Origin of the sequence: Phenylobacterium sp., from assembly GCF_036563285.1 — a bacterium.
Classification (GTDB): domain Bacteria; phylum Pseudomonadota; class Alphaproteobacteria; order Caulobacterales; family Caulobacteraceae; genus Phenylobacterium.
Genome location: NZ_DATCMR010000011.1, coordinates 67,857 through 91,719, shown reverse-complemented (window position 1 = coordinate 91,719; position 23,863 = coordinate 67,857). Strand labels below are relative to the sequence as shown.

Here is a 23,863-nt window from a genome sequence, read left to right as displayed (position 1 = left end):
CGAAGCTTGGCTGTCGTTCCGCAGGGTGATCAGGGGCTTGGAGCGGCCGGATTGAGGAAGATCGGGTTGCCGAGCAGCCACAGCGAGCCGTCGGGACCGCGCACGTCCACGCGCAACCATCGGGGGCGGCCGTCGCCGGCCAGCTGGAAGGCGACGGTCTGGTCTGCGCCTGACAGCCGCTGCTCGCCCGCGGCGCCTAAGGCAGGTCCGTTCCAGGCCACCCGGGCGGTTCCGCCCGCCGCCCCGACGACGCGCGCCGACAGGCGGACGGCGGCGCCGGCGGCGGCCTCGAGCGCGCCGCCCATCTCGGCGCTGCGGCCGGCCGCCTGCGCGGTCACCTCGAGCAGCTTGTCGCGGCTGCCGGTGACGTCGACGAAGACGCGACCGGCGCGGATGCCGGCCAGGATGGCCTCCTGCGACAGGTTCTCCGCGCGCACCACGGTGGTGGGCAGGCCTATGGCGTTGGTATTGAGAGGCGCGATGGTCGGGTCGTGGTTGTCCGAGCCGCCGATGGCGGTGATCCGGAAGCCCTCGCTCAGCCGCGCCTCCCAGAACGGAATGCCGGAGGTGGGCCCCTCCGCCCCGCCGTACTGGCCGATGGAGCTGCCGTTCACCGCCTCGACGGCCTGCACCGCGGCGTAGTCGGTGTCCTTCGACGTCCAGCCGCAGCCCATGCAGGCCGCGCCCGAGGGCTGGCCTGGATGATTGACCGAGAAGACGCCGCCGGCGCGGGCGACCTGACGCTGAACGACCGCCATGGTCGGCGCGCGCTTGGAGGTGAGCTGGAAGTCGAGGAAGGCGCTGGGGCCGAAGACGTTGGCGTGGCCCTGGAAGGTGGTCACCTCGCGGCCGGGGATCAACAGCAGCTTGTCGAACGCGGGCTGCAGCTCGCGCAGCGCGGCGTTCTGGGACGTGGCGTTGTGGTCCGTGACCGCGATGAAATCCAAGCCCCGCGCGGATGCGGCCTCCACGGTCCGGTAGACCGGGCAGGGGACCTTCTTTCCGCTCGCCGAGGGGCAGCTCCCGTCGGAGTGGGCGGTGTGCATGTGCAGGTCGCCGCGGTACCAGGCCGGGCCGGTCTTCAGGGGCCCCTCGGCGAAGCCGGCGAACCGCATATCGCGCTCGAACCAGATGCGCGCGGTGTACTCGGCGCGCACGCCCTCGCGCACGCTGGGCACGCCCAGCACCAGCTTCCATTCGCCCGACGGCAGCGGCCCGGGCAGGTAGGACGGCGTGGCCTCGGCCTCGCTGATCGTGAACCGGCTCTTGTTGCCGCCGCTCCAGCCGCGGAAGCGCTGCGGATCACGGAGTCCGAGGTCGATCACGGCGCGCTGCTCACGGCCGGTGTAGGCGAACTGGATGGTTAGCCGCGTCACCCCGGGCGGAACGCGGAACGGAACCTCGCGGTAGGTCTGGTGGTCGGCGTGCGTCATCACGCCGGTCAGCGTCAGGTCGGCGGTGCGCTGAGCGGCCGCCGGCCACGCCAGCAGGAGCGCAGCGACCAGCGCCGCCGCGCTCCAGATCAGGCGCTGGAGGGGCCCGGTCAGGGCGCCTCGTTGGAAAAGACGATCGTCCCCGAGGCCGCGAACATGCCGCCCACGCCGTGGGCGATGCTGATCTTCGCGCCCTCCACCTGCGCCGGCGCCGTGCCGCGCATCTGCCGTACGCTCTCCTGCAGGGCGTACATGCCGTACATGCCCGAGTGCATGTACGAGAGGCCGCCGCCGTTGGTGTTGAGCGGCAGCTTGCCCCCGATGGCCGTGTTCCGCTCGTTGATGAAGTCCTTCGCCTCGCCGGGCTTGCAGAAGCCCAGGTCCTCCAGGCCGTAGAGCGGCAGGTGGGCGAAGGCGTCGTAGATCATCAGGTGGTCGACATCGGCGTGGCTGATGCCGGCCTCCTCGAAGGCCTTCTTGCCGGAGACGCGGAAGGCCTTCGAGGAGGTGAAGTCCTCCATCTGGCTGACCATCGGCGTCTCGACGCTCTCGCCTGTGCCCAGGATGTAGACGGGCTTCTGGGGAAAGTCGCGGGCGCGGTCGGCGGAGGTGAGGATCAGCGCCCCGCCGCCGTCGGTGACCAGGCAGCACATCAGCTTGCGGAACGGCCAGGCGATCATGTCGGAGCCCAGCACGTCGTCGACGGTGATCGGGTCGCGGAAGCTAGCGCGCGGGTTCTTCGCCGCCCATTCCCGCTGGATCACCGCGACGTTGGCGAGGTCCTCTTCCGTGACCCCATAGGTCTTCATGTAGCGGAGCACGGGAATGGTGAACATCGTCGGCGGGCCGGCCGGGCCGTAGGGCATCTCGAACTGGCCGTTCAGGCTGGACGGCGCCATGCCGAACCGGCCCGCCCCCACCCGACTGCGGCCGCTCTCGCCGTGGGTGATCAGCACCCTGGTGCAGAGGCCCTCGTTGATGGCGGCCGCCGCGTGGCGCACGTGCAGCATGAAGGAGCAGCCGCCGACGCTGGTGCCGTCCGCCCAGGTGGGCGTGATGCCGAGGTAGTGGGCGAGCGCCGTGGGGCTCTCGCCGGCGGTGGCGACGCCGTCGATGTCGGAGGGCTTGAGGCCGGCGTCGGCCAGGGCGTTCAGCGCCGCGTCGGCGTGCAGGCCTATGACGCTCATGTCCGGGATCTTGCCGAGCCGGGTGGTCTCCGCCGCGCCGACGACGGCGATGGATTTCTGCTTCATGACCTCAGGCCCCCGCCGGTTCGAAGAGGGGCAGGGTGATGTCGTCTGTCTGCTTCGCGAACGTCACCTTCAGCGGCATGTCGAGCTGCAGCGCCTCCGGGGTCTGCGGGGAATTGACGATGTTGGTCATCATCCTGGGCCCTTCCTCCAGCTGCACGACGGCGATGGCGTAGGGCTCGGTCCCCATGTCCGGGCGCGGGCGGTGGTTGATGACGTAGGACCATAGGACGGCGCGGCCGCTGGCCGGATAGACCTCCACCTTGCGGCTGCCGCACTTCGGGCAGAAGGGCCGCGGCGGGAAGTAGCTTCCGCCTCCGCACTGGGTGCAGCGCTGAAGGCGAAGCTCGCCTTCCCTGCACCCGTCCCAGAAATGCCGGGTCTCCGGCGTGGGCTCGGGCAGCATCCGTGGTGGCATCAATGGCGTCCTGGAAATGGCTGGCTCGGAAAGGCGGGCAGCAAAGCCGAGACGGCCGCGCTTGTCGATAAGCCTCCGCGCTGGCAGACCGCAGGCGTGAGTTTCCCTTGAGCGATTCCTTCGACCCGCAGCGGTTCCTGACCGCCCAGGCGCCGGTCTATTCCACCGTGCTCGCGGAGATCCGCGCCGGGCGGAAGCAGACCCACTGGATGTGGTTCGTCTTCCCGCAGCTTGCCGCCCTGGGGCGCAGCGAGAGGGCCAGGCACTACGGCCTCTCCGGCCTCGCCGACGCCCAGGCCTACTTCGACCACGCGATCCTGGGAGCTCGCCTGGTCGCCTGCGTGCGGGCGCTGACGTACGTGCACTTCCGTACCGCCCACGAGATCTTCGGCAGCCCGGACGACCTGAAGCTCCGCTCGTGCCTGACCCTGTTTTCCCGGGCCGTGCCGCGCGAGCCGATATTCGCCCAGGCGCTGGAGAAGTACTTCAACGGAGAGCCCGACCCGCTGACCGTGCAACTGCTCGAGCACTGAGTTCAGACGAGCGAGACCGACAGCTTCCGCCGCTCGGTGGAGGCCTTGAGCTCGGCCCAGATGGCGTCCTGTCGCGCCTGGTCGTCGGCGGCCTCGGCGGCCGCATGGGCCTCGATCAGCTGCGCCCTCAGCACGTGGTTGGCGGACTTGAGGGCGGAGACCCGCAGGTCATAGTCGGCGCCTTCGACGCCGAGCAGCTGGCGCAGGGACCGGTTCTCGTCCACCAGCCGCGCGGCCGCGCCGTCGAACACCTCTGCGGCCAGGTTCAGCAGGGCGGCCGTCAGCATCAGGTTCGAGGCCCGCTCGGCTGGCGGGGCGGCAGGGTCGGCATAGCGCATCGCCACGTTCGCGAGCTCGGCCAGGACGGCGGGGACGGACGGGGTCATAGCCGCCCCATCACCTTCAGAATCGCCCGGTCCTGGGCGTTGGTCAGCCACCAGGCGGGATAGACCATGATCGGCTCCCTGTTGCCGCCGTCGAGGAAGGCGCGCGCCGAGCCCACCCAGATCGCCTGGCCCTTCACGCAGTTGAACAGGGTCCACCAGTGCAGGGCCGCCGGGTCGGCCGTCAGCCCGCTGGCCGCCTCCCAGGCGCCGATGGCGGTCCCCTTGTCGCAGAGTCCGCCCGCAAGCTCGCCGCGGCCGAAGCACCACACCGGATTGAGCCCCCAGGCGAGGTCCTCCAGCGGGTCTCCCAGGTGGGCCATCTCCCAGTCCAGCACGGCGTGGATCTCGCCGGCCGGATCGAAGAGGAAGTTGCCGGTCCGGTAGTCGCCGTGGACGACGCTGACCTTCTGGGCCGGCGGCGGCGGGTTGGCCCTCAGCCAGCGGATGGCGGCGCGCACGATCGGCAGCGGCTCGGCCGCGTCGCGGTCGAGGGCGGCTTCCCAGTACCCCAGCTCGCGGCGCCAGCAGTCCTCGGGCGCCGGCGCCCCCATCACCTCGGTGAGGCCCAGCGTGTGCGGGTCGGCGCGGGCGATCTCGGCCAGGATCGTCCACTTGCGCTCGGCCAGCCTCGGCAGGACGGCGTCATAGGCGCCGGAGAACAGCACCTGCGGCGAGGCCTGGAAGCCCGCGACCTCCTCGGCCACGAAGAACGGATGGTCCAGGTGGGCGGGGTCCTCCTCCAGCCAGAGCATCTCGGGCACCGGCACGGCCGAGCCGTGGAAGGCGCGGTAGGCGGCGAACTCGATCCGGCGCTCGGTGGCGATCAGGCTGGCCGGCGGGTCGCGCCGCAAGATCATCCGCCGCTCGCGGGGAACCCCGTCATGCGTCCAGCGCGCCACGAACCGGTACGTCTCGCGGCTCGCCCCGCCGGCGATCCGCTCCAGCCCCGTGACGGCCAGATCGGCTGCGTCCGGCATCTTCGCCGCCAGGTAGGCCGCGATCCTCGGCTCCAGCGGGTGGGCCAAGCCTCAGCTCATCTTGAAGCGGATGGGCAGCCGCTTCAGGCCGCTGACGAACACAGCCTCGCTCTGCGCCGGCTCGCCGTCGAGCTCGACACTCTCCAGGCGCGGGATCAGCTCCTCCCACAGGATGCGCATCTCCATCTTCGCCAGGTGCTGGCCCAGGCACAGGTGGGCGCCGTAGCCGAACGCCAGGTGCCGGTTGGGCTTGCGGTCGACGCGGAACTGGAAGGGGTCCTCGAACACCGCCTCGTCCCGGTTGCCCGAGGCGTAGCAGAGCATGATCCAGTCATCCTTCTTCACGTCCCGGCCGGCGAACTCGGTGTCGCGCGCGGCGGTGCGCATGAAGGTCTTCACCGGCGTGGTCCAGCGGATGCTCTCGTCCACCAGGCGCGGGATCAGCGACAGGTCGGACTTCAGCTTGCGGAACTCGCCGGGGTTCTCGGCGAGCGCCCACATGGCGCCGGCGGTGGAGGACGAGGTGGTGTCGTGCCCGGCGGTGGCGACGATGATGTAGTAGCTCATCGCCTCCAGGTCGGAGAGCGGCTGGCCGTCGATCTGCGAATTCGCGATCAGGCTGCCCAGGTCGTCGCTGGGGTTGGCGCGCTTGGTCTCCGAGAAGTTGCGGTAGTAGGCGAAGAAGTCGGTGATCACGCTGAAGTCGAACTCGCGCTCCTCCGGCGGCTTGGCGGCGTCGTTGTTGCGGGAGAGCTCGGGGTCGGCGGCGCCGAAGATCTCCTGGGTGAGCTTGAGCATCCGGGGCTCGTCCTTCTCCGGCACCCCCATGATGCTCATGATCACGTGCAGGGGGTAGTGCAAGGCGACGTCGCGCACGAAGTCGCAGCGCCCGCCATTCGCGGCCATGCGTTCAACGGCGGCGCGCGCGATCACCCGGATGCGGTCCTCCATGGCCCGCAGGTTCTGCGGCAGGAACCAGGCCTGGGTGAGGACGCGGTACTTCATGTGCTCGGGCGCATCCATGTGGATGAGGGTGCGCAGCAGGTGCGGCGAGCCGCCCATCATCTCGCGCACCTTCCGGTCCGCCGCCTGGGTGGTGATCACCGGATTGCGGACGCCGCTCAGGAAGAGGTCGTTCTGGCGGCTGATCTCCAGGATGTCGGCGTGCCGCGTGGTCACCCAGAAGGGGTCCACCCCCTCCACCTCCGCGACGCCGAACGGCTCGTTACCGCGCAGCCACTTGTACGCCTCGTGGATGCTGCCGTCCGCGAAGGCGCGCGGATTGACCAGGGTGTAGGTCACGTCGCCCGGGATGCGGTGGTCCTGAGCGCTGAGGACTTCGCTCATCCTCCCCTCCCTTGTCTTTGCCTTTAAGGGGCCACTTCATACCCCCCGGCCCGCGGTCGCAAGACTGACGGGGCGTCAACCGCGCAGGATGGGGCGATGCTGACCAAGGGCGACGACTACCCGATCCATCAGACCCCGGAGCCGATCGCCTATTCGGGCTCGGACCGGAATTTCTACGACCGCTACTTCTTCAACGCCTATTCGCCGGACGGGACGGAGTTCGCCGCCATCGCCTTCGGCGTCTATCCGCACCTCAACGTGGCCGACGCGCACCTCTCCATCGTCCAGGGCGGCGTCCAGCGCTGCCTGCACGCCTCGCGCATCCTCAACATGGAGCGGATGGACCTGGTGGTGGGCCCGGTGCGTATCGAGGTGCTGGAGCCGCTACAGAAGCTGCGGGTGGTGGTGGAGCGCGCGGAGGGCCTCGCCTGCGACCTCACCTTCGAGGGCCGCGCCTTCCCCATCGAGGAGCCGCGCTTCGTCAAGCGCATCGGCCCGCGGCTGTTCATGGACTACACGCGCCTGACCCAAAACGTCCGCGTCTCCGGCTGGCTGGAGGTGGACGGCGAGCGGCGCGAGCTGGCGCCGGGCTGGGTCGGCTCGCGCGACCGCTCCTGGGGCATACGGCCGGTGGGCGCACCCGACCCGCAGCCCACGCCGGGGGCCGGCCTGACCGGCTTCTTCTGGCAGTGGACCCCGCTCAATTTCGAGGACCGGAGCGTGTTCTTCCACGTCAATGCCGACCCGGACGGCAAGGCCTGGAACACCCGCGCAGTGATCCTGCCGGACGGGGCGGGTCCGGACGGCGGCTGGCATGCAGATGACGCGCGGATGGAGGACGTCTCGCTTCGCCAGGGCACGCGCCATGCCGAGCGCGGCACGCTGAAGATCCCCGTGCAGGGCGGCGAGGCGTCCATCGGTCTGGAGCCCGTCACCACCTTCCTGATGCGCGGTATTGGCTACGGCGGCGAGTGGCGGCACGGCGCGCTGAAGGGCGAGCTGGCGGTCGGGCGGGAGGACATCGACCTGGCCGCGGTGGACATGGGCGCCATCGAGAACCTGCACATCCAGGCGATCAGCCGCGCCGTGATGACGGCCCCGGGCGAGCCGGAACGTCAAGGCGTCGGCGTCTTCGAGCAGCTGATCCTGGGGCCGTACCGGCCGTACGGGCTCTAGTGCGCGCCTGAGAACACCTTCATCAGCCGGGCCGCGGCGGGGAGCATCAGTGCGCCCAGCAGGCAGGGGAAGATGAAGAGGATCAGCGGCACGGTCAGCTTGGCCGACAGCGCCAGCGCCTTCTCTTCCGCCCGAAGCATGCGCTTGGATCGCATGTCGGCGGAGAACACCGACAGCGTCTCGCCCAGGCTGGTGCCCATCTCCTCGGCCTGGCGCAGCATGGTGGCGAGCGAGCGTGCGTCGTCGATGCCCAGGCGGTCGGCAAAGGCGGTCCAGGCGTCCTTTCGGGCGCGGCCGGCGCGCAGCTCCAGCACCAGGAAGCGTAGGTGCACGGTCAGGGTTGGATAGCGGCGGCCGAGCTCGTCGGTCACCCGCGACACCGCCGCGTCCAGCGACAGACCGGCTTCCACGGAGGCGACCAGCAGGTCGAGCATGTCGGGGAAGCCGTCGGCATATTCGCGCTCGCGCGCCGTGCGGCGCTGCTTGAGCACCTGCTCGGGACCGAGGATCGCGAGGCCCGAGAGAACGACGGCGACCATCAGCCCGCCCATGCCGCCCTTCCCGCCGGCGATCAGCGGCAGGGTGAGGATCACGCCGAGCGTGGCGATCACCAGGGCCGCGGCCTTGACGCCCAGATAGATGACCGGCGCCTCGCGATTGTAGAAGCCGGCCTGCATCAGCTGCATGCGCAGGGCCGACAGCTTGGCGGGGTCGCGCACCGCGCTCTGCTGGCCGAGACGGCGGACGCCGCCCAGCACCTGCTTGCCGATGCCGAGGTCCTTCGGCCGCCCGGACGCGACCGGACCGCCGCCCGTCTGGGGCTGCAGCCGCAGGCGGCGGACCGCGCGCAGGCGCAGCTCCATGACGCCGAACCAGGCGCCGCCGGCGATGGCGGCCAGCACCATCAGGCCGCCGGCCAGAGTGATCAGGTTCTGGATCTGAACAGCGTCCATGGGATCAGAGCCGCATGTCGATCATGCGCCGCATGACCAGGTTGCCGATGAACATCCACGTGGCCAGGATCGCGATCCCGATCTGCACGAAGCGCTCGTGGATCACGTCGCCGTAGAAGCTGGGCGAGGTGACCATGATGAAGCCGATGGCGATGAACGGGGCCGAGGTCAGGATCATCGCCGAGGCGCGGCCTTCCGACGACGCCGCCTTGATCTTCAGGCGCATCTTGTGCCGCTCGCGCACGGTGTGGGCGTTGAGCTTCAGAAGGCCCGTGAGGTTGCCGCCGGCCCGCTCCTGCAGCCGCACGGTCGCGGCGAACAGGTCGACGTCGGCATGCTGGCACCGCTCGGACATGCGCTCGATGGCTTCCTGCAGAGTCGCGCCGTAGGAGATCTCGTCGGCGGCCATGCCGAACTCCGAGCCGATGGGATCGGGCATCTCGCGGCCCACGAGGGAGATGGCGGTCGGCACCGGGTGGCCGGCCTCCAGCGAACGGACGATGATCTCCAGCGCCTGCGGCAACTGGAAGCCGAGCGCCTTGGCCCGCGCGCCGGCCTTCATCTTCAGGAACATGATCGGACCGCCGAGGCCCACGATCAGGGCGACGGGCGGGAACAGCAGCAGGTTCTTGCCGAGCACGGCCAGGCAGCCGCCGGCGGCGACCGCGGCGACCGCCGACATCAGCGCCCACTTCTTCGGCTCGTAGGGCACGCCGGAGGCGACGATCAGGGCCGACAGCCACTTCAGGCGCTCGCCCCGCTTGCCTTCGGCGTTGAGGCCCCGCTGCTTGCGCAGCTCCATGACCATGGCCGCGACGCCGTCCACCCGCTGGGCGACCTTCAGGCGCGCATTGAGCTTGCGCTTCTGGGTGGCGACCGTGAACAGGCCGATGGCCGCCTGCGCCGCGGCGAACACCGCGGCGAAGACCATCACCAGGAAGATCAGGTTGGCGTCGACCTTCATGCCGTCATCAGGGCCCGGTTCGGGTCGAAGTTGGCGACGTCGTAGGGGATGCCCCGGCGGGTCATCTCGTCGAGGCAGCGCGGCCGCAGTCCGGTCGCGCGGAACTCGCCGTGCACAGCGCCGTCCGGCCCCGTGTGGGTGCGGTTGAAGGTGAAGATGTCCTGCATCTGCACCACCTGGCCTTCCATGCCGACGATCTCGGTCACGTGGGTCACCTTCCGCTTGCCGTCGGCGAGGCGGTTGACCTGCACCACCATGCCGATGGCCGAGGCGATCTGCGCGCGCATGGCGTCGGGGCTGAGCGAGAGGCCGCCCATGGCGATCATCTGCTCCAGGCGGCCGATGGCCTCGCGCGGGTTGTTGGCGTGGATGGTGGCCATGGAGCCTTCGTGGCCGGTGTTCATGGCCTGCAGCATGTCGAACGCCTCTTCGGCCCGGACCTCGCCCAGGATCACCCGGTCGGGACGCATCCGCAGCGCGTTCTTCACCAGCTCGCGCTGGCGGATCTCGCCCTTGCCTTCGATGTTCGGCGGGCGGGTCTCCATGCGCACGACGTGCGGCTGCTGCAGCTGCAGCTCGGCGGCGTCCTCGATGGTGATCAGGCGCTCGCCGGTCGAGATGGCGGCCGAGAGCGCGTTCAGCAGGGTGGTCTTGCCGGAGCCGGTGCCGCCGGAGATGACGGTCGAGACGCGGGCCTTCACCGCCCCGTGCAGGAAGTCGGCGACCTCCTGCGGCATGGCGTTGAACTCGACCAGCTTGTCGAGGCCCAGCGGCTTCTTGGAGAACTTCCGGATCGAGACCGCGGCGCCGTCGATGGCGATCGGGTTGATGGCGGCGTTCACGCGGCTGCCGTCCGGGAGGCGGGCGTCCACCATCGGCTGGCTCTCGTCGATCCGGCGGCCGACGCCAGCCACGATGCGGTTGACGATGCGCAGCAGGTGGTCGTTGTCGCGGAACCGGACCGGGGTGAGCTCCAGCTCGCCGCGGCGCTCCACATAGATCTGGAAGGGGCCGTTGATGAGGATGTCGTTGATCGACTCGTCCTTCAGCAGGGGCTCGATCGGCCCCAGCCCCACCATCTCGTCGTAGATCGACGCGCCCAGCTCCTCCAGCTCGCTGGTGTTGAGCGCCATGCGCTCGCCGCGGGCGAACTCCGAGGTCAGTCGCAGCACCTCGCGGCGCAGGTCGGCCTCGTTGAGCTTCTCGAGCTTGGACAGGTCCAGCTCGTCGATCAGCCGCGCGTGCAGCTTCATGTGCACGTCGAGCAGCTTGGCCTCGGGCGTCTGCACCGCCGGCTTCGCCTTGGGCTCCGGCGCCGGCTGCGGCTTCGGCGCAGGCGCGACGGCCTTCGGCTCCGCGGCCTTGGCAGGCTTGGGCGGCGGCGGCGCCTCGACGGCCTTCACCGGCTCCTTCTTGGCGAGGCTGAAGCGGCCCATCAGGCGGCCCTCTTGCCGATGTCGGCCTTGCGCGCCGGCTCGGCGGCGAGGCGCTCGACCAGCTTCTGCACGTCCTGCACGATCTTCGACTTCGGCCGGTGCTGGGCGATCGGGCCGCCCAGGTTCGCTGAGGCGGCGGCCGCTTCCCAGTCGGAACTCACGCCCGCGTCGGCCTTGCGGCCCAGGGCGCGCTCGGCCTCGCCCATCGAGGGCGCAGGGCCGAACATGCGGCTGGAGAGACGGTTCAGGATGATCTTCGGCGTCGGCTCGTGGCCCAGCGCCTCTTCGATCTCCTCGGCCAGCGAGCGGGCGGCGAGCAGGGCCGGGACGGTCAGCTCGGAGACCACCAGCACCTCGTCGCAGCCGGAGAGCGCCTCCAGCGTCCAGGAGCGGCGATGCCGCGGCATATCCAGGATCACCCACTCGTAGCACTCGCAGGCGACCTCCAGGACGCGCAGCACCGCGTCGCGGGTGATGGCGTCGAAGGCGTCCGGCGAGCGCGGGCCGGCCAGCAGGTCGAGCTGCTTCGAGACCGGCGTCACGAACGCCTGCAGCATGGCCGCGTCGATGCGGTCGGCGGTCTGGCCGAAGTCCTCGAGGTGCATCGAGGCCTGCATGCCCAGGTAGGCCGCGGCCGCGCCGTCGGCGAGGTTCAGGTCGATCAGGCAGACGCTCTTGTCCTTGCCCGAGCGGGCGGCCAGCGCCGTGGCGACCTCGATGGCCAGCGTCGTCGCCCCCGAGCCGCCGACCGCGCCGGTCACCGCCCAGCAGCGGGAGGAGTCGGCGCTCGGCGCGGCCGGCGCCGCGGCGGGGCCTTCCAGCAGGCCTTCCACAGCCTGGGTCACCTGTTCGTCGGTGAACGGCGCCTCCAGGACGTCGGAGCGCTCCAGCCGCAGCAGGTTGCGCACCACGGTGGTCTGCAGCCGCTCCCCCGTGAGCAGCACCGGCGGCGGCTTGGGCGTCGCGGCCAGCGCCTGGATCGCGGCGGCCAGCGGCTGCGGCTCCCAGGCGTCGGCGTCGATCAGCACCAGGTCGCACCCCGAGGCGCGCACCTTGGCCAGCTCGTCGATCCCGGCGGGCACGATGGTGGCGGCGGCCAGCGGACCGGCGCTCAGGCCCTCGACCGAGCGGCCGAAGGCGAGCACGCGCAGGCCGGCAGGCGCGGCGTCGGCAGGCTTCTTGGTTTTCTTCAGCATATCAGCGGCCTCCGTCGGCCCCGCGGCTGCGGGAGAGCGGGCGGTCGAGAGCGTTGCCCTGAAGGATGAGGTCCATCGCCGTGGGCTCGCGGCCGGAGAGCGCCGCGGCCTGGGCCGCTGCGATGTCCTCGGCCGTGGCGAGCCGCGGCGTGACCAGGATGATCAGTTCGGTTTCGTTGCGCTTCCAGCGGGTCGAGCGGAACAGGGCGCCCAGGACCGGTATCTCGCCCAGGCCGGGCATCTGCTTCAGCGCATTGGCGTAGTCGCGCTGGAACAGGCCGCCGATGGCCAGCGAGTCACCGCCCTTCAGCTCGACGGTGGTGTTGGTGCGCCGCACGGTCAGCGCCGGCACGGTGATGTTGGCCAGGCGCAGCGAATTGGTCGGATCGAGCGCCGAGACCTCGGGCTCCACCTGCAGGCGGATCAGGCCGTTGTCCTGCACGAGCGGGTTGAAGTTGAGCTTCACCCCGTACTCGCGGAATTCGATCGTGACCTGGTCGCGCCCGTTCGGCACCGGGAAGGGGAACTCGCCGCCCGCGAGGAAGCTCGCCTTCTCGCCCGAGAGCGCGACGAGGTTCGGACGCGCGAGGGTGCGGATCACCCCCTTCTCCTCCAGCGCCGCCAGGGTGACGTCGATGGTGGTGGAGCCGCTGCGGCCGCGCAGGGTGAGCACGCCGTTCGGCGGGCTGTTGCCGATGAGGCCGTTGCCGGTGGAGACCGAGACGTCCGGGCTGTTGATGTCAACCAGGAAGCCCATGTCCTGCAGGGCCGAGCGCGTGGCTTCCATGATGCGCACCTCGAGCACCACCTGCTGTGAGGCGGTGACGGTGAGCGCGGAGGTGACGGATTCAGGCGCGAACCTTTCCGCGATCAGCTTGGCCTTGTTGGCCACGCCGGTGGTGGAGACGTTGCCCACCAGCAGCAGGCCTTCGCCGAGGTTCTGCACGCGGATGCGCTCGCCGGGCAGGGCCGAGGCCAGGTCCTGTTCGAGGGCGCGGGCGTCGTAGCCCACGCGCACGTCGATCACCTCCTGCAGCCGGCCGCCGGGCCCGTAGACCAGCAGGTTGGTGGAGCCCAGCTCCTTGCCGCGGACGTAGAAGGAGTGGTCGGTGGTCGCCACGATCTGGGCGGTGTCCGGCTGGGCCACGATGATCTTGCTGGCCGGCGTGTCCAGGCGGAACGCCAGCGACTTGTCCTGCGGCACGAAGATCGTGCGGCTGGGCACGGCTTCAGCGCGCATCACCTGGGCCGCGGCGGGCGCGGCGGTCATCAGGGCGAGGGTGGCGCAGAGCGCGCCGGCAAGCTTACGCGACATAGGGATGCTCACTTTCCGCAGGCGGCTCAGCCGGCCTTCTGAGGGGCGGCCGCCGTGGTCGGCGCGGCAGGGACGGGGGCAGGCGCGGGCGGCGCGCGGCGCGGACGCTGCGACTTGCCGCCTTCCAGTTCGACCACCTGGATCAGCCGCGGCCCGGCGGGGGCGTAGTCGCGGCGCGGACCGGACGTGCGTTGCGGCGCAGCCGCGGCGCGGCCGGCTCCGGGCGAGAAGGTGCCGGCGCGGATCGGGCCGGCGTCGGCCACCTCGGCCGAGCCGGTGCGGCGCAGCGCCAGCGACAGCTTGCCCAGGTCCGACGCGATGGCGAGCTTCTGGCTGGCCGGCACGTCCACCTCGAGGGTGGCGGTGTTCGGCGTGGCCGGCTTGTTGGAGGCGAGGTCGGCGTTCAGGTCGACCGCCAGCACTCGGACGTTCTGCAGCACCACCTCGGAGACGAAGTTGCGGTTCTGGGCGTCGGGCGTCAGGTCGCGGGTCAGCACCACGTCGACGCGGTCGCCGGGCAGGGCGTGGCCGCCCACGCCGGTGACGCCGTCGACCTTGATGGTGAAGGCGCGCATGCCCTCGGCGATCTCGGCGGCCACCGACGCGCGGGCGCCGGGGCCGGAGAGCTTGGTCGGCAGCAGCGGTTCGCGGGCGGCGATGGCGGTCAGCGCGACGGGCGCGCCGCCGTTGTCCTGCTTCAGCACCGCCTCGACGGTGGAGAAGGCGCCTTCGGGGGCGGCGTTCTGGGGCAGGCGGACGATGGTGAGCGAGCCGGCTTCCAGCTTGTCGCCGAACTTCAGCGGCTTGGCGGCGACCACAACGGGCACGCCGACGGCCTGGGCGGCGCCGGCCGGCTCCTTGGCGGCCGCCATGTTCGGCAGCACGGCCTTGGCCATCACCAGGGCGCCGAGGCCCAGGACGGCGGACGCGCCGAGACTGACGATCGTAACGACCCGCATTTTGCTGGCCCCACTCAAAAAACCTTTTCGGATCGTAAGGTTAGCGAGCTCCCCCTTGCGATATCCCCAACAAGGACGGTGAACGCCCCGGCAAGCATTCTGAACCGCACGGGCCCTTTCCCTCCTCATGAGGGGAGGGAAACGCTAGGGTCCCGCCCACGGGACGGAGGGGCTTTCATGCGCATGCGCCGGCTGGGGAACTCGGGGCTGCAGGTCAGCGAGGTGGGCCTCGGCTGCAACAACTTCGGCATGCGGATCGACGCGGCCCAGACGCAGGCGGTGGTGGACGCCGCCATCGAGGCGGGGATCACCTTCTTCGACACCGCCGACATCTACGGCGGGACCAGGTCCGAGGAGTTCCTCGGCCAGGCGCTGGGCAAGCGCCGCCAGGACGTGATCGTGGCCACCAAGTTCGGCATGGCGGTCGGCGGCGACGAGCGGAAGAAGGGCGGCTCGCGGCGCTGGATCCTGCAGGCGGTGGAGGACAGCCTGCGCCGGCTGAACACCGACTACATCGACCTCTACCAGTTCCACCAGCCCGACCCCGCGACGCCGATCGACGAGACCCTGCGGGCGCTGGACGACCTCGTGAGCCAGGGGAAGGTCCGCTACATCGGCAACTCCAACTTCTCCGGATGGCAGATCGCCGACGCGGACTGGACGGCGCGCACCGAAGGGCGGGCGCGGTTCGTCTCGGCGCAGAACGAGCTCTCCCTGCTCCGCCGCAACGTCGAGCACGAGATCCTGCCGGCCTGCGAGAAGTTCGGCCTTGGCTTCCTGCCCTTCTTCCCGCTGGCCTCCGGCCTGCTGACCGGCAAGTACCGCCGCGGCGAGCCGCCGCCGGAGGGGACCCGCCTGGCCGCGTGGGGCGCGCGGGCGCAGCAGGCGCTCAGCGACCGCAACTTCGACAAGGTCGAGGCGCTGGAGGGCTGGGCCGCCGAGCGGGGCAAGAGCCTCACCGACCTGGCCTTCGCCTGGCTGCTGGGCCACCCCGTGGTCTCGTCCGTCATCGCCGGCGCCACCACGCCCGAGCAGGTCCGCGCCAACGCCGCCACGGCCGCTTGGCGCCTGACGCCGGACGAGGTGGCCGAGGTCGGCAAGCTGGTCCATTGATAGGCCGCTCATTCCGCGAAGGCGGTAATCCAAGCGGCGCTTCGGCCTGCGGCGCGGCCGTGCGATGAACAGCTGACTTAAGCTTGGGCCCTGCGTTCGCGGGGAGGAGCGGGAGGGGCATGTACGACCTGCTCAAAGGGCTGCGCGTGGTGGAGGGCTCGGCGTTCGTGGCCGCGCCCACCTGCGGCCTCTACCTGGCCCAGATGGGCGCCGAGGTGATCCGCTTCGACAACATCGGCGGCGGCCCCGACTTCCGCCGCTGGCCGCTCTCCGAGAGCGGGCTCAGCCTCTACTGGGAAGGCCTCAACAAGGGGAAGAAGTCGGTGGCCATCGACCTCTCCCGCCCCGAGGGCAAGGAGATCGCCCAGCGGCTGGCCGCCGCCCCCGGCGAGGACGGCGGGCTCTTCGTCACCAACTTCCCGGCGGAAGGCTTCCTCGCCTACGAAGCCCTGGCGAAGCTCCGCGCCGACCTGGTCTGCGTCCGCGTCATGGGCTGGGCCGACGGCTCCCAGGGCATGGACTACACGATCAACGCCGCGCTGGGCCTGCCGCAGATGACCGGCCATCCGGACGACGAGCGCCCGGTGAACCACGTGCTGGCCGCCTGGGACCTGCTCACCGGCGCCTACTGCGCCTTCGCCATGGTCTCGGCCCTGCTGGCGCGCCAGCGCGACGGCCAGGGGCGCGAGGTGCGCGTGCCGCTCTCCGACGTGGGCGCGGCGACCATGGCCAACCTGGGCTTCATGGCCGAAGCCCAGCTCACCGGCCGCCAGCGCGAGCGGATGGGCAACGACCTCTACGGCGCCTTCGGGCGGGATTTCGTCACCAGGGACGGCCAGCGGCTGATGCTGCTGTGCGTGACCCCGCGCCAGTGGTCGAAGGCGCTGGAGGCCCTGGGCATCACCCGCGAGGTCGCGTCCCTGGAGGGCGAGGTCGGCGTCTCCTTCGCCACGGACGAGGGGCTGCGCTTCACCCACCGCGACCGGCTCTATCCGCTGTTCGAGCGGGCGTTCGCCGCCAGGACGGCCGGCGAACTGACGCCTGCGCTCGACGCCGGCGGCGTCACCTGGGGCGCCTACCAGCCGCTGGAGGCGGCGCTGCGGGACCGCAGGCTCTACAAGGACAATCCGCTGTTCCAGGACGTCCGGCACCCCAGCGGGCTGACCTATCCGGCGCCGGGCGCGATGGGCACGATCCCGCAGGACGAGCGGCGGCCGGTCATCCCCGCGCCGCGGCTCGGCCAGCACACCGACGAGGTGCTCGCCGGGCTCCTCGGGCTTCCCGGCGCCGAGATCGCCCGCCTCCACGACCAGGGGATCGTCGCATGAGGATCGTCGCCGCAGCCCTCGCCCTGCTGCTCGCCGCCCCCGCCGCGGCGGCGGACTACAAGGCGCCGCGCAACGCCTACGGCCAGCCGGACCTGGGCGGTGTGTGGAACACCAACGCCGTCCTGCCGCTGGAGGCCAGCCCCGACGCCCCCAACCTGGTCGCCACCGAGGCCGAGGCGAAGACGCTGGCCCGCAAGTGGGCGCTCGAGGCCGCGAACTTCCCCTCCTTCGTCATCGACGGCGAGGTGGCCGACCTCGCCGAGCAGACCGCCCAGGCCGGGCTCGCCATCGTGAAGGGCCAGCGGCGCACCCGCCAGGTCGTCCAGCCCGCCGACGGCAGGCTCCCCATGACCCCGCGCGGCCGCGCCATGCTGCGCACCGTCGAGAACGTCATCCGCACCGCCTCGGAGCCGCCGATCCCCTCCGACCACCCCGAGCAGCGGCGCAACTGGGAGCGCTGCATCGTCGGCCAGGGCCAGCCGCCGATCCTGATCCTCAACGAGATCAACCCGCGGCAGATCCTGCAGACAAGGGACGCCGTCGTCCTGCTGACCGAGTACGGCCCCGACCTGCGGATCATCCCGCTCACCGACACGCACGGCCCGAAGGTGTTCACCGGCCCGATGGGCGACGCCATCGCCCGCTGGGAGGGCGAGACCCTGGTGATCGAGACCATCCGCCTGCCCGGCGCCGACACGGTCCGCCCGCTGCCGACCCTGCTGGTGCCGCCCAGCGCCGTGGTCGAGGAGCGCTACACCCGCGTGGCTGAGGACGAGATCCTCTACCAGTACACGGTCCGGGATCCGGCCCTCTACGCGGGCCCGTGGCTGGCGGAATACTCCCTCTACCGCCAGGCGCGCCCGATCTACGAATTCGCCTGCCACGAGGGCAACTACAGCCTCCCCAACATCCTGTCCGGGGCGCGGGCGAGGGACCGGGAGCGGGCGGCGGCGCGCTGACCTTTCACGCGCAAGTTCTTGCGCCCGTCTAACCCAGATTAATTCGGCGCCGGCCGCCTCGTGGCATCTTCGGCTTACGGGAGAGGCTTATGCGCACGTACACATGTCTGGTCACCGACAATCGATACTCGGTGCCGACGCTTTCATTCTACCTGACCACCGACCAGGAGCGCGCGCGCGAGTTGGCGCGCCGGGACCTCGCGGCCAATCCACATCACACCGCCTTCGAGGTCCGCGACGGCGACCGCCTGCTGTTTGTCGAGGATCGCCAGGCGCTGAGCGGCTGACTCGCCGACGGATCGCGGGCTAGGGCCGGCACGGCCCTGTCTGCTCCGTACGGGTCGTGTCCGCGTGGCGGCCGGCCGCGCAAGAGTCCCGTTTCGGGCGAGGCCTTCGTTATGCACTCAACGTAGGAACGCAGGCGGAGCGTCAACTCCCTCAGCTTTGGCCAGCCAGCCAGCGGCGCCCGGCCGGCTTGGGCTTACGCAAGAAGCACGCCCGGCGTTTCATGCAAAGGTGAGGCTTGGTCCTAGCTACGCTTAATCATCGGGCCATCATCGAAAGGTGTGGGGCGGATAGGCGTGCGTATCACGCTCGGAAAATTCGCGTTTTTCTCGCTTTCAGACAGATGGCGGAAGAAGCTCGACTGCGATCACGTTCACGTGCGCCGAACATTTCTTGTCCAGCCCTGATTAGGCGGGGTTCAACAGGAGAACGAAAATGGCTGGACCGGCAAGCAACAGCGGCGCGAGAGCCCGCGAAGAAGCTCAGGCCCGCGGAGCGGCGGCGCGTGAAGAAGGACAGGCTCGTGGGGCCGAAGCTCGCGCGGAGGGCCAAGCGACGGCCGAGGCTGCGCGGAATCGTGCTGCGGAGATGCGGCAGGATCATGATCTGGCCAGCCTGGACCAGCAGCGAGAGCTGGCTTTCCGCCTCACGGGCGAGGACGACTTCCTTGCCGCGGACCACTTCTACTTCACGCGGTTCACCGCCCTGAACGGCTCTGGTGTCCAGGGTGGGGCCATCATCGGCTTCGATGACGACACTGATACCATCACTGTAGCGATCGGCGCTCGCGGCCTTGAACCTAACCAGCCGCACATCCAGCACATCCACGGCTTCCTCGATGGACAGGACGCAACAACTCCGACGCGCGCGTTCGACGCGGACAAAGACGGGTTCATCGAGCTTGCAGAAGGGGTGCCAGCCTACGGGCCTGTGCTGCTGAACCTCGCGACGGTCCACACCAATGACAGCGGTTCGGACAACGGTCACGCCCATGGTGGGGCGCTGGAGGGATTCCCCACGGCGCCCGGTGGCAAGGTCGCGTTTGTTGAGACCTACCAGCTTCCCCGCGAAATGCTCGGAGCCGATCCGATGCTCGCTTTGCGCGAGATCGTCCTGCACGGGATGACTGTCGCGGCAGGCGAGGGCGCAGGGACCCCGGGGGAGGTGGACGGAACGGGCGGCTACAAAGTCGTGCTGCCGATCGCCAGCGGGGAACTTGTCGAGGTCGCTTCGGCCGGCCAGCTGCGCGGCTTAGTTCAATCCAGCGCGTTCGAGAGCGGTTGGCTGTTCAGCTAGACGAGAGTGGCCGGCCCTGCGGGCCGGCCACCGCACCTGCGTTGGAGTAACAGCGCCGGCCGGTGTGCGGCCCTTAGGCGACCTCGGAACGTCCCCTCTCGGGGTGACGCGCGCAGCCTAAGCGGATGGGTCGGAGAGCGGACGGCTCAGGTCGGCGCCGAAATGCCTCGGAACCCGTCGTCGTCGTCAGCGGGGCGGGCGTCCCACACCGATGCGTCACCGGGCACGACCCGGACGTCTTCCACCGCCGGATCGGACTCGCCTTCGCCGCGCTCCTGCTCCGCGCTGTGCATCTGCGGCGGGAGCGCGGCGGCGGGCGTCTCCGTGAACCGGGCCGTCGCCACGTGGTCGGCATCCGGCTCGAAGTGGACCTCCTCGCCGCGGCTGCCGTGCGCCACCTCGGCCTTGTCGTCGTTGCTCTCGGCAAGCGGAATGCCGCCCTGGGTGTTGAACTCGCGCGGTTCGGTCATGCTGGTCTCCGCCGACACAAGCGGCGTGATCCAGGCGCGGTTCCGCCCTGCCGAGTGTCCAGCAGCCCAGCGTGAACTTCGGCGCGGGGGTTCAATGGCGCGGAAGCATCCTGCAGGATGCTATTTGACGGCCTCGCCTGCCCCCCCGTTCGACGCCGGCGTCAGTTGCCAGGTGATCGGTATCGGCCGGAAGACGACGTCGAAGCCGTCTCCATTGCGGGCGAAACGCGTCGTCGCGCCGAAGCTGCCGACGCGGGCCACGGCGACCCCGGTGGGATCGACCGAGACCGTTCCGCGCGAGCGGCCGCCGGCGAGACGAACGCTGATGTCGGCCTCGTCCTGGGAGAAGACGTACCAATCGTACCAGGCGCCCTGCTTGCTGGCCTGTTGCCACGACAAGGTGCGGCCGCCGTCGCTCCAGACGAACCGGTGGCGCAAGCCTGCGCCGGCCCATTCCCGACCGCCGAGCTCCGCCAGGGTGCCCCACAGCTGCGCCGAGGCGGCGTTCGGTGCTCCGGCGGCCCCCCCGCTTGAAGCGAGAGCGGGCGGCGGCTGGGGCGCGGAGGTCTGCGCCGGCGCCGGGGCGGGCTTGGCCTCAACCACCGCGCGCCCATTGGCGTCGATGAAATCGACGCGCAGGTCGAAGGGGAGGAACTCGAACTCGTAGTAGTTGCTCACCGTGACCGTATAGACGCCGGGGGTCAGCTGGACCGCGCGAGGCAAGCTCCTCTGGAACGGGCGGTACTCTGCCCCTCGCAGGGTCAGCACGCCTGAACCGTGCTCGTTCGCGACGTGCAACGCGTATCTGCCGCTTTGCAGGCCGCCGCCCGCCCCCAGCGTGAAAGTGGCGCGTCCGGGCGTGTCCACGACCAGCATGAAAGCCCTGAACCGTACCGCGGAGGAGTAGCCGCAGTCGGCTTTCTCGAGGCGGGAAGAATGGGTTATTCCAAAGCGGAGCAGCCCGTTTCGAGGCGCCGGGTTGCTCGTGCCAGGCACGAAGCACTGGCCGGCGAGCTTGGCTTGCGCCGCCTGGAACTGCCGCTCCTTGGCCCGGTACCAGGGGCCGTTGATCATGTCCTCCAGGCCCGACCCCAGCGCCGCGAGCGCCGGCGCGGCGGCTATGACGGCCTGGGCTTGTCGCAGCGATTCAGCCTCGTTGGCCGCCATCTGTTGCTGGAACTGGTTGTACTGCTGCTGCTGTTGCGCGAGGCGCTGCTGCGCCAGCAGCCGGTCGGACTCGATCGCCTTGGCGATGCGTTCGGCCTCGCTCAGCTGTGGCGGCGCCGGCGCCGGCCGCGCCGCCGTCGGGGCGTTCGACGCATATCCCCCGCCCGCGCCCGTCGGCGTTAGCGAGACCGGCCGCTTCGCCTCCTCCGCGCGCTTGGCTTCTGCGACCCGCTTGGCCTCGGCCTGTTGCTTGGCCGCCTTCTCCTGCGCCTCGACCGCAGCTTGCTTCTGCCGCTCTTCCGAGCGCAGCTTCGCCTCCAGGCCCGCGTTGCGTGGCCCCTCGATCGGCTCCACCTGCAGGGTCAGGCTGTTGAGGAAGTTGACGATCTGCTCCTGCGTAGGCTTCGGCCCCAGCCAGCGGGTCAGCACGCCGAGCTGGGTGAGGTCGCCCGAGAAGCAGCCCAAGCCGCCCTCCGGCCCGACGGCGCCGTTGGTGAAGTCGCCGATGATCTCCGAGCCCGCGCGCGCCGCCCGGCCGCGCACCTTCACCACGCTGAGCTGCGTCGGCGCCCCGTCAGCGGCGTAGGTCTTGCCGCCCATGCGGTAGACGCCGTTCGTCTGGACGCTGTTGGGCGCCAGCCGCAGCGCCAGGTGCAGCTCCCCGTAGCAGCCGAGGAAGGCGTACTGCACGCCCACGGAGCCGCCGGCGTAGCCGTCGCCGGTGCTTGCCGAGAACGGGACCCGGATCATCCGCTGGGTGGACGACTGGGCGGCCGCCGCCTGCGGCAGGGCGCTTGCCAGCGCCGCCGCCAACACCATCACAGCGGCCGATCGAAACACGCCGAGCATACTGATCTCCTCTGCGCGCGCCCTGGGCGCGCGCGAGTGGACATCCGTCATGCCAGCCGTTCTGGCATCCCCAATTTGAGGTAGCGCGTCATCGGGTCGCGCGCAGGGTCCAGGGGCCGCTCACCACCCTTGCCGACCTTCGGAACACCTGCTCTCGGCCGGCTAGGGAATGTCTGTCTTACGGATGCGAGGCAGAGTCCGTTTCCGAGCCGTTGCGGACGTCGAAGTGGGCTCGTGAGGAGCGGCCTACATCGAGATGGTTTGTCCTCGATACAGCCAGGCGTAGAAGCCAAGGATCACCAGCGGCGCGAGGTAGTGCAGCCACTTCCATCGGACGAGCGCTAGCAACAGGTAAACAGCCAGGGGACCGAGGATCCGGAACCAGTCCATCACGCCGGCGGAGCCGCCAACGCTGGCCTGGTTGCCGCCGAACACGAGCCACAGTGCGAAGTACGCCGCCTGGGTAGCTGCGAAGGCGCCCCAGAAGTAGGTGCGGTTGCGCTCGTAGAACTCGCCGAGATCACAGCGATCGCCGACCTCGTCGGGAAGACTGGCCACGGCGGTCATCACCAGCAGCAGGATGTGCCCGAAGAGCGCCACATAGACTGGGAACCCGAGCGCGGTGTCGAGGTCGCGCAAGGTCCATTGGGCGAACCAGATGCGGATGATCTCGATGACGATCAGAGCTGTCGCGATCAGCGGCCGGGCATCCCAACGCACCGTCCGCGCGCGCCGCATCAGGCGATGGACGCACATGACGACATCCGCCAAGGCCAGGCTCATCAAGATCGATATTAACCCCAGGGCGTACTCGAACGGCGTCATGAGAGGCTCCCCCCAGCGCACCATCCGGTGAAGCTTGCTTGATGACAAGCCGCGCCAATTCCCGCTTCCCACCCTTTGCGGACCTTCAGAGAGTCCGCTCCTCGCAGGCCGGCGGGAGGTCCGTTTCCCGACCCTAAGTTGATGGCCACTTCCGACCCCTTGCGGACGTCGAGGCCACTTGCCGCGGTCCAGGCACGCACTAAATCACGTCCCGCCAGCGAGTACTGGCCACCACTGTGAGAAAGGGTAGCGAGGGAGAAGAGAGGCGATGCGAGTAGCTACGTCTGAGCGCCTGATCCAGGAGCAAGGACTTGCCGCTCACCACACCTTGCGGGCGATGCGCGAGCGCGGACTGCGGCCCGCCGTCGGCTTCACCGACCCGCTGGACGTCTTGAAAGATCCCCACCTCACCCATCGTGAGAAGCGCGATATACTCTGCTCGTGGGCTTCTGATGCATCGTCCGTAAAGGATGAGCCGACGCTGCGTTGGCTGCTCGGGACGCCAGAACCTGTGCCCCTGGCCGACGTGCAGGACGCGCTTGCGCGGCTGGAGCGATGGTCCGCCACCTAGCTCGCTTGCGCCGCTGTGAGCCCGGCCAGCTCCCCCCTTGAAGCCCCGCTTGCCGCCCCTAAATCACCGCGCGCCGAGGCCTCATGGCTCGGCTGTTAGGCCATGTTGCTCAAGGGAGGATGTGGTCATGAGCAAGGCGCGTGAGTACGCAAGAGGCGCCCTGCGGGCGCTGAAGTATGCGGCCGTGACGGTGGCTGGTTGGGCGGCCATCGCGCGACTGGTCGCGTTGATCCTGTTCGAGTTGCTGAAGCCCGGCCAACCCGGGTACCGCCGCGCGGCTCGTCGCGCAGCTCACGGATGAAGAAGCGCCTGGCGGACCCGCTCCGCCGGGCCACCCGCCGCTAAGGCTGACGGGCCGTCGTCAAGGTCAAGCCAGCTTACCGGTGGTCCAAGTGAATGGACCTGCCCCCCGCAGGCGCTTCCGCCACTTCGTATCGCCAGCCTTTTCGCTCGGCGAAGCCAAGGGCGGACTGCACGTCCGGGAAAGTGAGGCGGATTTGGCTCAGCGGGTCGGTTGAGATCGTCCAGCCGGTGAGAGGATCGAGTTCGGGCGGGGTCTCGCGCTCGAACGTGAGGACCCATCTGCCGCCGCGTTCGGAGGCGATGCGCGCCGTGGGCAACCGAGTAGGCGATGGCGAGGCCATCCCAGGGGTGATG

Annotated in this window: 24 protein-coding genes; 8 read left to right on the top strand and 16 right to left on the bottom strand. The window is 70.0% G+C overall.

The features are described 5' to 3' along the window. Positions 1–29 precede the first annotated feature (29 nt). The 3 genes from VIL76_RS11135 to VIL76_RS11125 form a co-directional block, all read right to left on the bottom strand. Positions 30–1,433: a CehA/McbA family metallohydrolase gene (locus VIL76_RS11135; protein ID WP_332045102.1), complete on the bottom strand. Its 1,404-nt coding sequence runs from the start codon at positions 1,431–1,433 to the stop codon at positions 30–32. Between the two features lie 110 nt (positions 1,434–1,543). Next, positions 1,544–2,686: a thiolase C-terminal domain-containing protein gene (locus tag VIL76_RS11130; RefSeq protein ID WP_332045101.1), complete on the bottom strand. Its 1,143-nt coding sequence runs from the start codon at positions 2,684–2,686 to the stop codon at positions 1,544–1,546. A gap of 4 nt (positions 2,687–2,690) precedes the next feature. After that, positions 2,691–3,101 (bottom strand): Zn-ribbon domain-containing OB-fold protein, encoded by a 411-nt coding sequence (locus VIL76_RS11125; RefSeq protein ID WP_332045100.1) that lies wholly within the window; start codon positions 3,099–3,101, stop codon positions 2,691–2,693. Positions 3,102–3,208: 107 nt separating this feature from the next. Here VIL76_RS11125 and VIL76_RS11120 point away from each other — a divergent pair, with 107 nt between their 5' ends. Next, positions 3,209–3,634 carry a DUF1810 domain-containing protein gene (locus tag VIL76_RS11120; protein WP_332045099.1) on the top strand — a complete coding sequence of 142 codons (426 nt, stop codon included), beginning with the start codon at positions 3,209–3,211 and terminating at the stop codon, positions 3,632–3,634. A gap of 2 nt (positions 3,635–3,636) precedes the next feature. Here VIL76_RS11120 and VIL76_RS11115 read toward each other — a convergent pair whose 3' ends face one another. Genes VIL76_RS11115 through VIL76_RS11105 form a run of 3 tightly spaced genes read right to left on the bottom strand, consistent with a single transcriptional unit; the run spans position 3,637 to position 6,344 of the window. Then, the gene (locus VIL76_RS11115) at positions 3,637–4,020 is read right to left on the bottom strand and encodes a hypothetical protein (protein WP_332045098.1); all 384 of its coding nucleotides are present in this window, start codon (positions 4,018–4,020) and stop codon (positions 3,637–3,639) included. Beyond that, positions 4,017–5,045: a phosphotransferase family protein gene (locus VIL76_RS11110; protein WP_332045097.1), complete on the bottom strand. Its 1,029-nt coding sequence runs from the start codon at positions 5,043–5,045 to the stop codon at positions 4,017–4,019. The genes VIL76_RS11115 and VIL76_RS11110 overlap by 4 nt, the downstream gene beginning before the upstream one ends. 3 nt (positions 5,046–5,048) lie before the next feature. Then, the gene (locus VIL76_RS11105) at positions 5,049–6,344 is read right to left on the bottom strand and encodes a cytochrome P450 (protein ID WP_332045096.1); all 1,296 of its coding nucleotides are present in this window, start codon (positions 6,342–6,344) and stop codon (positions 5,049–5,051) included. Positions 6,345–6,440: 96 nt separating this feature from the next. Here VIL76_RS11105 and VIL76_RS11100 point away from each other — a divergent pair, with 96 nt between their 5' ends. Continuing rightward, on the top strand, positions 6,441–7,520 hold the full coding sequence (locus VIL76_RS11100) for a hypothetical protein (RefSeq protein WP_332045095.1): 1,080 nt from the start codon (positions 6,441–6,443) through the stop codon (positions 7,518–7,520). Here the strand turns inward: VIL76_RS11100 and VIL76_RS11095 are convergent. The 6 genes from VIL76_RS11095 to cpaB are packed head-to-tail and all read right to left on the bottom strand — an operon-like array spanning position 7,517 to position 14,343. After that, positions 7,517–8,473 carry a type II secretion system F family protein gene (locus VIL76_RS11095; RefSeq protein WP_332045094.1) on the bottom strand — a complete coding sequence of 319 codons (957 nt, stop codon included), beginning with the start codon at positions 8,471–8,473 and terminating at the stop codon, positions 7,517–7,519. The genes VIL76_RS11100 and VIL76_RS11095 overlap by 4 nt on opposite strands. Positions 8,474–8,477: 4 nt before the next feature. Beyond that, positions 8,478–9,437, bottom strand: coding sequence for a type II secretion system F family protein (locus VIL76_RS11090; protein WP_332045093.1), 960 nt, complete (start codon positions 9,435–9,437; stop codon positions 8,478–8,480). Beyond that, positions 9,434–10,873 (bottom strand): CpaF family protein, encoded by a 1,440-nt coding sequence (locus tag VIL76_RS11085; protein WP_332045092.1) that lies wholly within the window; start codon positions 10,871–10,873, stop codon positions 9,434–9,436. The genes VIL76_RS11090 and VIL76_RS11085 overlap by 4 nt, the downstream gene beginning before the upstream one ends. Beyond that, positions 10,873–12,069: an AAA family ATPase gene (locus tag VIL76_RS11080; RefSeq protein WP_332045091.1), complete on the bottom strand. Its 1,197-nt coding sequence runs from the start codon at positions 12,067–12,069 to the stop codon at positions 10,873–10,875. Before VIL76_RS11080 ends, VIL76_RS11085 begins: the two co-directional genes overlap by 1 nt. Before the next feature lies 1 nt (position 12,070). Then, positions 12,071–13,384 carry a type II and III secretion system protein family protein gene (locus VIL76_RS11075; RefSeq protein WP_332045090.1) on the bottom strand — a complete coding sequence of 438 codons (1,314 nt, stop codon included), beginning with the start codon at positions 13,382–13,384 and terminating at the stop codon, positions 12,071–12,073. A 26-nt stretch (positions 13,385–13,410) separates the two neighbouring features. Then, positions 13,411–14,343, bottom strand: a complete 933-nt coding sequence (gene cpaB / locus VIL76_RS11070) for a Flp pilus assembly protein CpaB (protein ID WP_332045089.1) — start codon at positions 14,341–14,343, stop codon at positions 13,411–13,413. A 177-nt stretch (positions 14,344–14,520) separates the two neighbouring features. On the opposite strand from cpaB, the gene VIL76_RS11065 reads away from it, so the two are divergent. From VIL76_RS11065 to VIL76_RS11045, 5 genes are all read left to right on the top strand, one after another. Then, positions 14,521–15,456, top strand: a complete 936-nt coding sequence (locus VIL76_RS11065) for an aldo/keto reductase (RefSeq protein WP_332045088.1) — start codon at positions 14,521–14,523, stop codon at positions 15,454–15,456. 119 nt (positions 15,457–15,575) lie between these two features. Further along, a complete protein-coding gene (locus VIL76_RS11060) occupies positions 15,576–16,784 on the top strand; it encodes a CoA transferase (RefSeq protein WP_332045087.1) in 1,209 nt (402 codons plus the stop codon). Next, positions 16,781–17,743: a hypothetical protein gene (locus VIL76_RS11055; protein WP_332045086.1), complete on the top strand. Its 963-nt coding sequence runs from the start codon at positions 16,781–16,783 to the stop codon at positions 17,741–17,743. Before VIL76_RS11060 ends, VIL76_RS11055 begins: the two co-directional genes overlap by 4 nt. An 89-nt stretch (positions 17,744–17,832) precedes the next feature. Beyond that, positions 17,833–18,030: a hypothetical protein gene (locus tag VIL76_RS11050; RefSeq protein WP_332045085.1), complete on the top strand. Its 198-nt coding sequence runs from the start codon at positions 17,833–17,835 to the stop codon at positions 18,028–18,030. Positions 18,031–18,463: 433 nt separating this feature from the next. After that, positions 18,464–19,324 (top strand): hypothetical protein, encoded by an 861-nt coding sequence (locus VIL76_RS11045; RefSeq protein WP_332045084.1) that lies wholly within the window; start codon positions 18,464–18,466, stop codon positions 19,322–19,324. A 146-nt stretch (positions 19,325–19,470) separates the two neighbouring features. Here VIL76_RS11045 and VIL76_RS11040 read toward each other — a convergent pair whose 3' ends face one another. From VIL76_RS11040 to VIL76_RS11030, 3 genes are all read right to left on the bottom strand, one after another. Beyond that, complete coding sequence (locus VIL76_RS11040; RefSeq protein ID WP_332045083.1) at positions 19,471–19,794, bottom strand: hypothetical protein; 324 nt, start codon at positions 19,792–19,794, stop codon at positions 19,471–19,473. Between the two features lie 120 nt (positions 19,795–19,914). Beyond that, a complete protein-coding gene (locus VIL76_RS11035) occupies positions 19,915–21,810 on the bottom strand; it encodes a hypothetical protein (RefSeq protein WP_332045082.1) in 1,896 nt (631 codons plus the stop codon). A gap of 246 nt (positions 21,811–22,056) precedes the next feature. After that, the gene (locus VIL76_RS11030; protein ID WP_332045081.1) at positions 22,057–22,635 is read right to left on the bottom strand and encodes a hypothetical protein; all 579 of its coding nucleotides are present in this window, start codon (positions 22,633–22,635) and stop codon (positions 22,057–22,059) included. A 268-nt stretch (positions 22,636–22,903) separates the two neighbouring features. Here VIL76_RS11030 and VIL76_RS11025 point away from each other — a divergent pair, with 268 nt between their 5' ends. Beyond that, complete coding sequence (locus tag VIL76_RS11025; protein ID WP_332045080.1) at positions 22,904–23,206, top strand: hypothetical protein; 303 nt, start codon at positions 22,904–22,906, stop codon at positions 23,204–23,206. 377 nt (positions 23,207–23,583) lie between these two features. Here the strand turns inward: VIL76_RS11025 and VIL76_RS19770 are convergent, their stop codons facing one another. Next, positions 23,584–23,850, bottom strand: coding sequence for an NADH dehydrogenase ubiquinone Fe-S protein 4 (locus VIL76_RS19770; protein WP_414695442.1), 267 nt, complete (start codon positions 23,848–23,850; stop codon positions 23,584–23,586). Positions 23,851–23,863: the final 13 nt, after the last annotated feature.